At 57.8% G+C, this 7,543-nt stretch carries 7 protein-coding genes and 1 pseudogene; 6 read left to right on the top strand and 2 right to left on the bottom strand.

Translation table 11 applies throughout. From position 1 onward, the window contains the following. Positions 1–25: 25 nt before the first annotated feature. Positions 26–1,774, bottom strand: coding sequence for a TIGR04190 family B12-binding domain/radical SAM domain protein (locus ACP5E6_RS12005; RefSeq protein WP_427954473.1), 1,749 nt, complete (start codon positions 1,772–1,774; stop codon positions 26–28). Positions 1,775–1,991: 217 nt separating this feature from the next. Here ACP5E6_RS12005 and ACP5E6_RS12000 point away from each other — a divergent pair, with 217 nt between their 5' ends. Beyond that, the gene (locus ACP5E6_RS12000) at positions 1,992–2,459 is read left to right on the top strand and encodes a CBS domain-containing protein (protein ID WP_427954472.1); all 468 of its coding nucleotides are present in this window, start codon (positions 1,992–1,994) and stop codon (positions 2,457–2,459) included. A gap of 52 nt (positions 2,460–2,511) precedes the next feature. On the opposite strand, the gene ACP5E6_RS11995 is transcribed toward ACP5E6_RS12000, so the two are convergent. Next, on the bottom strand, positions 2,512–3,393 hold the full coding sequence (locus ACP5E6_RS11995) for a pyruvate, water dikinase regulatory protein (protein ID WP_427954471.1): 882 nt from the start codon (positions 3,391–3,393) through the stop codon (positions 2,512–2,514). A 281-nt stretch (positions 3,394–3,674) separates the two neighbouring features. Here ACP5E6_RS11995 and hemE point away from each other — a divergent pair, with 281 nt between their 5' ends. From hemE to ACP5E6_RS11970, 5 genes and pseudogenes are all read left to right on the top strand, one after another. Further along, positions 3,675–4,760: a uroporphyrinogen decarboxylase gene (gene hemE, locus ACP5E6_RS11990; RefSeq protein WP_427954470.1), complete on the top strand. Its 1,086-nt coding sequence runs from the start codon at positions 3,675–3,677 to the stop codon at positions 4,758–4,760. Continuing rightward, positions 4,757–5,845 (top strand): ferrochelatase, encoded by a 1,089-nt coding sequence (gene hemH, locus ACP5E6_RS11985; protein WP_427954469.1) that lies wholly within the window; start codon positions 4,757–4,759, stop codon positions 5,843–5,845. Before hemE ends, hemH begins: the two co-directional genes overlap by 4 nt. Next, positions 5,842–6,525: an HAD family hydrolase gene (locus tag ACP5E6_RS11980; protein WP_427954468.1), complete on the top strand. Its 684-nt coding sequence runs from the start codon at positions 5,842–5,844 to the stop codon at positions 6,523–6,525. The genes hemH and ACP5E6_RS11980 overlap by 4 nt, the downstream gene beginning before the upstream one ends. Then, entirely contained in the window at positions 6,522–6,971 is a 450-nt protein-coding gene (gene hemJ, locus ACP5E6_RS11975) for a protoporphyrinogen oxidase HemJ (protein ID WP_427954467.1), read from the top strand. The genes ACP5E6_RS11980 and hemJ overlap by 4 nt, the downstream gene beginning before the upstream one ends. A gap of 270 nt (positions 6,972–7,241) precedes the next feature. After that, positions 7,242–7,543 (top strand): annotated as a pseudogene (locus tag ACP5E6_RS11970) (outer membrane beta-barrel protein); the annotation flags it as partial.

The following is a 7,543-nucleotide window of genomic DNA, read 5'->3' as shown; positions in this document are numbered from 1 at the left end:
CAAATCAGACCCATGTCATCGTGCTCTATCGCTCTGCGATCGAAATTTTATCACCCGGAGTAGCCCATCGCTTAACGTGGCGGCTGACGATGTGCGCGATGGTAGCAAGGTTGAAATTGACGAAGCGACTGGGCCAGTAGAGTTCGCGTTTATCGCAGACGGTGGACATGCTGTAGTCTGAGATGTCACCGCGCAGTTGGAGGTAAGTGCCGATGGTGCCAGATTGCGCGAGTTCCTTATTGATGGCCGTCCGGAGGGTGCGGGCCCGTTGGATCCGGCGAGCGACGGTCTGGCCGCGCCGGCGTGAAATCCGGCCGTGGCGCATTTTCAACGCGTTTAGTGTTTCGGCGGCGTCGTAGGTTGCATCGACCAGTTCGGTCCTTGTCATCCATTTCGTTTCGTAATTGAGAATGCGCTCCCATGTCGGCTGCACCAAAAGTTGACGGTGTTCTTCCAAGGTATGGGCGAACAGCGTATAGCCGAAGCGTTCGGGGTCTTCGAAGCCGCGGCTGCCGGGGTCGATAAATGGACCCATCGGTGAAATGAAGCAGGACAGCCGTTTGTCGCCCAGCGTCATCAGATGGCCGCAATATTCGATCGTGGCAGCGACAGAAGCGGTGGTCTGCGCGGGCAGTCCGATCATAAAGAATACATCCACTCGTGAGCAGCCAAGGCGAAGCGCGTGAAGCAATATCGCTTCCATATCGGCGTTGGTATAGCCGATTTCGCCCTCCTGGGCATCGCGCACCGCCTGTTCGTGACTTTCAGGACTGAACTCCATGCTCCAGCGGCGCAGGTTCCTGGCGATACTGTCAAGAAACGCCGCCGGTGGGACCGTAAAGAACTCGAAGACGATCTCGTTATCGAGTGCCGCATCATGTAGCCGGGTCAAGATCTCCTCAGCGTAATCGCGGCCGCCTTGCAACAGATCGCCGACCAGAAAAATCGGCCCATGGATCAGGCCACCAATCATCCGCATGTTCGCAACGATGCTGGCGGGGCTGCGAAACACTGGCTTGGTTCGTCGTGTCAGGTGTGTGCAGGTGGTGGCCGAGCTGCCACAGGTAACGCATTCGTAGGAACAACCCTTCACCGTGAACACCGTAGTGATCGGGTTTTTGATCCAGCCATCGAAGGGCACCACGCTTTTCATGTCGCGATAGCGCAGCACCATCTCAACCATCAAATCCGGTCGGAGATCGGCATAGTCAAGCGTGGTTGGAACAAAGGTCAGCGGGTTTACTTGGGTGACGCCAGAGCGCTGCCAAGTCAGATTGGGGATGTCTTCCAAGCGTCCTTCGCCGCGCAGCGCCATCAAAAGCTGATGCAGCGGCGGTTCAGTGCTGTCACCGCGCAGCACGAAATCGACCTGCGGGTAAGTGATCAACTCGCGATGATAGTAGGTCGAGGACAGGCCGCCCATGATCACCGGTACGGCAGGATGGATTTCTTTGGCAATACGTGCCACTTCGAGCGCACCGTGGCAGTGGGGTAGCCAGTGTAGATCGATCCCGATTGCCGCGGGATTCAGCCCAGACAGGAACCGCGGAACATCAAAAGAACGATCGTTCATCATCCTTAGCGCAAGATTGACGATGCGGACCTGGAGTCCCCGGTCACCCAGATAGCTCGCGATCGTCAGGAAGCCGAGCGGATACATCTCAAACACGGTCGAGGACGGGATCATATCACTGACCGGGCCATAGAGGATCGCGTGATCACGGAAATCATAGACACTGGGAGCATGAAGCAGCAGCAGATCGACCTTAGCCATCGCTGTACTCCCTGTGGCGACAAATCTGCCGCGGTCCAAAACCCAGTCAATCAATGCCACAAGAGCCAGACTGTTGCCAGGGTAGGCTCGGTACAGGATCTCCGTCGTACGACCGGTCCCCACGCTGAAATTGGCACCTCGGCTTGAGACAGATCAAAGACGTCCAACGTGTTTGTGCCATGGTAACCCCTTACGCCAAACTAGGAGAGACGTTCCCATGCTTGAAACCTCCACATTGACCGCGGCCGACGTGATGTCACGTAAACTTGTGACGGTGCCGCCAGACACCTCGGTCCGACAGGTCGCCAAACTATTCGCAACCCACCATATCAGCGGCATGCCGGTGGTCGATCCAGAGGGTCACGTGCTCGGGATCGTCAGCGAGACCGATTTGTTGCAATGGTCGGACGAGCCGACCCCAAAACAATCGTGGTGGCTGCAAATGCTTGCTGAAGGCACCGATCTTGCGCCGGAATATCTCAACATGATCAAATCGGAGCGTGAAAAGGTTCTGCATGTGATGCATTCCAACGTTGTCTCGGTCACCGAGGAAACCAGACTCGGCGACATCGCCAAGCTGATTATATCTAAGGCAATCAAACGCGTTCCCGTGCTGCGTGATGGCAAGTTGGTTGGCATCGTCAGCCGCGCCGACCTGGTGCGGGCCCTCGCCCAAAATAGCTGATCGCGCATGGCTGGAGCGAAGCAACTGAGCCCGAGTCTGGGCTAAAAGATCGTCAGGCTGGGTCGAGTGGGCGAAGCCCCTTGGCTTTGTCGTGTCTGTCGTGCCAGGCTTCCATCATTTTAAGCACCGCCGCCGCAGTCTCCTCGATCGAGCGGCGCGTGACATTGACGGTCGGCCAGCCCCGTGACGAGCAAAGACGTCGCGCCCAAAGCAATTCCGCTTCAACCGCATCATCATCAATGTAATCCTCATGATCGCGCTGAAAGGCAGCACCGGGCGCCGTTGCCGCGCCAAGCAGGCGCAGGCGGTGACGCCGAATTTCAATCAATGGGGCGGCGTCGATGAACAGACCAATAACCGGGCAACGCGGTTTGTCGAGTACTTCAGGCACACCGAGGCTCGGTACCAACGGCACGTTGGCCGCCTTGATTCCGCGGTTGGCGAGATAGAAAGAGGTCGGAGTCTTCGATGAGCGCGAGACACCGACCAGAATAACATCGGCCTCGGCGAGGCCGCGCATCGCCTGGCCATCGTCATGTGAGAGAACATAGTGCATGGCGTCGATCCGACGAAAGTAGTCTGCATCGAGCACATATTGCCGTCCGGGGGTGGGCCGGGTCGGCGCGCCGAGTTCCTCGGCGAGCAGTTGGAAAACTGGATCGAGCATATGAAGCAACCGCAGGCCGAGGCGTTCACAGGCCTGGGCAAGCTCGGCCCGCAATGCCTCGTCGACTAGGCTGGACAGCACCGGCCCCCGCTCCGCCTCGATCCCCTCAAGCACACGATGCAACTGAAGCCGCGATCGGATCAAGCTCCAGCGATGGAGGTGAATATTAGCGCCCTCGAACTGGGCCGTCGCAGCGCGCGCCACTGCGTTGAGCGTATCGCCCGTGGCGTCCGAAACGAGGTGGAGATTGAGCCGTTTACCGTCCATTAACTTTTTCATAGCGTGGATAACTCCCCTCCGACTAGGGGTGCTGGGGGACAAGTCGGATAACCCGTGTCGGCCGACTCCCTGTGGATTGTTGTACGCAGGGGTTTATGCGAATGTGGAAAATGTCAGGCTTTAACGTAGAATCAGGCGATTAAAACCGGACTCTAGCTGTGGATAAGTTTGTGGGTTGTTTCTTGGCACACGGGGTTCCCCATGATTAACAGGGTCAATCTCCACAACCATCCTTTAATCTAAAACAATTTAAAGCTAGTCAGGGTACCATGACGGGAAAAACAGCAGATCGGTTGGTTCTAAAAGCGCTGGATGGCGAGGCCGTTTGGCCACCTCCCGTATGGTTGATGCGTCAAGCCGGGCGATACCTGCCTGAATATCGCAAGCTACGGGCAAGTGCTGGCAATTTCATCGCGCTATGCACGACGCCCGCAATGGCTACCGAGGCGACCTTGCAGCCGATCCGCCGTTTCGGTCTCGATGCTGCGATCCTGTTCAGCGACATTCTCATCGCACCCTGGGCCTTGGGACAGAAGCTGCGCTATGCCGAGGGGGAAGGTCCGTTGATGGAACGGTTGGAGACGCTGTCCGATCTGGACCGGCTCGATCTGAACCGGCTCAAGGCAGGTACCGAACCTGTGATGGAGGCCGTCGCGCGGGTGCGTGCCGAATTGCCACCGGAGACGACGCTAATCGGCTTCGCCGGCAGCCCGTTCACCGTCGCGTGCTATATGCTTGAGGGCAAGGGCGGCAATTTTGCCCGCAGTCTGGCGTTAACTTACAGCGACCCTGGGCTTGTCGCTTCGGTCATCGAGCTGATGACCACGGCGACAATTGATTACCTGTCATGGCAGATTGAGGCCGGGGCTGATTGCGTGATGTTGTTCGACTCATGGGCCGGATTACTGCCGCCGGATCTGTTCCGAGCCCATGTAATCCATCCGACGACCAGGATCGTTGATGCGCTGCACCTGCGTCACCCAGGGGTAAAGGTAATCGGGTTTCCGCGGCTCGCCGGATTGATGGCGCTGCCCTATATCGCTGAGACTGGAATATCAGGATTCGGTATGGATACCGCAACGGACGCAGCAGCACTTGCACGGCTGCTACCTCGCAGTGTTGCTCTGCAAGGCAATCTGGATCCGCTATTGCTTCGCGCGGGCGGGGTTTCGCTCGATCACGCTGTGGAGCGGATCGCCGGGGAACTGGCTGGGTTGCCGCATATCTTCAATCTCGGTCACGGTATTTTGCCCGATACGCCGTTGGAACATGTCGCGCAGTTGATTGAGCGGCTGCGATCTCTGCCGCAGCGGCTGCTTGAGGATTCGCGAGAACACGCTACTTCACGGATATGAATGACACCGAACCGGTTCTGCCCGTCCGCACCGCGATCATCCTGTTCAATCTGGGTGGTCCGGATGGAGTCGACAGCATCAAACCGTTTCGGGTCAATCTGTTCTCCGATCCGGCAATCATCCGGGCACCGATATTCATTCGGTTTTGGTTGGCACGGCTGATCGCGGCGTCGGCGCAGAGCAAAGCTGAGGAGGGCTACGCGCTGATGGGCGGCAAGTCGCCGCTTCTGGAGATGACACAGCGCCAAGCCGATGCGCTTGAGGCCAGTTTGCCAGGTTCGAAATGCTTTATCGCGATGCGCTACTGGCATCCTTTCGCCGGCGAGGTCGCCCGCGCGGTCAAGGATTGGGCACCCGAGCGAATTCTGCTTCTGCCCCTTTACCCACAGTTTTCCACAACAACCACCGGTAGTTCCTTGGCGGATTGGCATGAGGCCGCAGCAAAATCCGGTCTGGTGGTGCCAACCACGACTGTCTGTTGCTGGTACGATGATCCTGCCTTCGCGGCCGCGATCGCGATGCTTGTGATGGGGACACTCGCGCGTGCGCGAGCGGAGCTGCCGGCAGGCACGCCGATTAGGCTGTTGTTTTCAGCCCATGGTCTGCCGGAAAGCATCGTCAAGGCCGGTGATCCGTATCAGGAAGAAGTCGAGGCCTGTACCGCGGCGGTTATGGCGGTGATTACTCGTACCCTGGGTGAGATGGTTGATCATCAGGTGTGTTTCCAGTCTCGTGCGACGCCACAGCAATGGATTGAGCCTTCGACCGAACAGGCAATCGAACAGGCTGCGCATGACGGTACTGCGGTCGTTGTGATCCCGATCGCCTTCGTGTCGGAGCACATCGAAACGCTGGTCGAACTTGATGTTGAATATCGTGAGGTCGCTGAAAAACTGCATCTGCCCGGCTATTATCGATCTCCGGCACCGAATGACGATCCCGCGTTCATCGCGGCTCTGGCGGGTATCGCTCGTCGCGCGATCGCCCATGGTGACGGGCTGTGCTCGGCGCGCGGCGCGCGATCCTGCGGTGTGGCTAACCGCGATTGCCCTTGGGCGAAGTATCGGGCACTTGTAACGGTATGAGCCATCGGTTCGATCTGGTTATCTTTGATTGTGACGGCGTCCTGATGGACAGCGAGATCGTCTCGGCACGCGTCGTCGCCGCGGACATGACCGAGCATGGCCTTCCGACGACGCCAGAACAGGCAATGATGCGTTTCGTTGGTACATCCCTGCGGGCGATGAAACCAATGATTGAGGCTGAACGTGGCGCTCCGTTGCCAGCCGATTGGAACGATCGGATGGTTGACAAGATTGCGGTAGCGATGGCAGCCGAAGTGACCGAGATCATCGGTGCGCGTGCCATTCTGGAAGAACTTGATCGCCTCGGCATCGCATGGCGGATCGCGTCGAACTCGGCAGATGCAGAAATGACGGCCAAATTTGGTCGAACCGGATTTCTAGCGCTGACTGCGGGGCGAACCCACAGCGCACCTCGCCTGTTCGCTGCTGGTGGGCGACCGAAACCAGCGCCGGATGTATTTCTGGATGCCGCCCGCGCCGAAAGCGTGGCCCCGTCACGCTGTGTGGTGATTGAGGATTCGGTACCTGGCGTGACCGGCGCCGTGGCGGCGGGAATGACCTGTTATGGGTTTACGCCACATGGCGACGGCGCAGAGTTGCGCGCCGCCGGTGCCGCCGGGTTGATCACGCGGCTGGATCAGGTGACCGGTCTGGTGGTCGGCGCGCGGGTAGACGCATGACATTTGCGTTCCTCGCCCCGCTGTATCGCTGGGATCTCGCGTTTCATGTGATGTCGATCATCGCGTGGATGGCGGCACTATTCTATCTGCCGAGGCTCTATGTTTATCACTGTCAGGTCGCCCCTGGTTCGCTCGAATCGGCGCGGTTTAAGGTGATGGAACGGCGGTTGCTCAAGCAAATTGCCACGCCAGCGATGATTTCCTCATGGCTGTTCGGTATTCTTCTGATCCTGACGCCTGGAGCAATCTCGTGGTCAGCGCCGTGGTGGTGGGTGAAATTTACCTGTGTGATTCTGATGAGTGGATTTCATGGCGCGATGTCAAAATGGCGCAGGAATTTCCTGAATGACCAGAACGTAAAACCGGAACGTTTTTACCGGATCGCCAATGAAGTGCCAACGATTTTGATGGTCATTATCGTGATCATGGTCTTCGTCCAACCCTGAACTTCAATTGTATGTCAGCCATAGTACCCTACTGTGGCTCTCACGCCACCATTGGGTCGGGTTCAAAAGTCCTGTCGGTTTTATTCAATACAACGTGAGGGGTCGGACCGGAGACTAGTCTGGTCGGACCGTTTTGGCATCAGGCGATCGGTCATCGGATTCGGTGAGCCGTGTTGAGGTTCGACAGGTCGATGATCAATTAAAAACAGTGAGGCATCTGGAATGAAACTGGTATCAACGCGGACTCTGCTTTGGGCAGGGCTCGGATTCATGGCGGTCAGCGGGGTGGCGCACGCTCAGGTCTCGGTCAAGCCAATGACAATCGATGGCGGTCCGCTCGGCCCGCTTAACCTCAGCGGAGGCATCGATGGTGATTTCTACGGATTTTCAGGCGCTAATTCCGACACGTTGTTTGGCAGCAACAAATCGACTGGTGCGGTGGCGCGGGTGCTGGATCTGAAAATCGTCAAACCAACGGGGCTGGTGCAGTTCACGGTTGAGATCAAGCCGGACGATTCGATTTACTTCGGTATCAAACCAAGTAGCATGTCGACCAACACTTTCACGCTCGG

The organism is Acidiphilium sp. (assembly GCF_049977125.1).
Classification (GTDB): Bacteria; Pseudomonadota; Alphaproteobacteria; order Acetobacterales; family Acetobacteraceae; genus Acidiphilium.
The sequence above is the reverse complement of the archived record's forward strand: the minus strand, read 5'-3'. Positions and strand labels throughout refer to the sequence as shown.

Excerpts from the sequence above, each read along its gene's own strand:
- ACP5E6_RS12005 (WP_427954473.1), bottom strand. The coding sequence starts at position 1,774 with ATGGCTAAGGTCGATCTGCTGCTGCTTCATGCTCCCAGTGTCTATGAT.
- ACP5E6_RS11980 (WP_427954468.1), top strand. The coding sequence starts at position 5,842 with ATGAGCCATCGGTTCGATCTGGTTATCTTTGATTGTGACGGCGTCCTG.
- ACP5E6_RS12000 (WP_427954472.1), top strand. The coding sequence starts at position 1,992 with ATGCTTGAAACCTCCACATTGACCGCGGCCGACGTGATGTCACGTAAA.
- ACP5E6_RS11995 (WP_427954471.1), bottom strand. The coding sequence starts at position 3,393 with ATGGACGGTAAACGGCTCAATCTCCACCTCGTTTCGGACGCCACGGGC.
- hemE (WP_427954470.1), top strand. The coding sequence starts at position 3,675 with ATGACGGGAAAAACAGCAGATCGGTTGGTTCTAAAAGCGCTGGATGGC.
- hemH (WP_427954469.1), top strand. The coding sequence starts at position 4,757 with ATGAATGACACCGAACCGGTTCTGCCCGTCCGCACCGCGATCATCCTG.
- hemJ (WP_427954467.1), top strand. The coding sequence starts at position 6,522 with ATGACATTTGCGTTCCTCGCCCCGCTGTATCGCTGGGATCTCGCGTTT.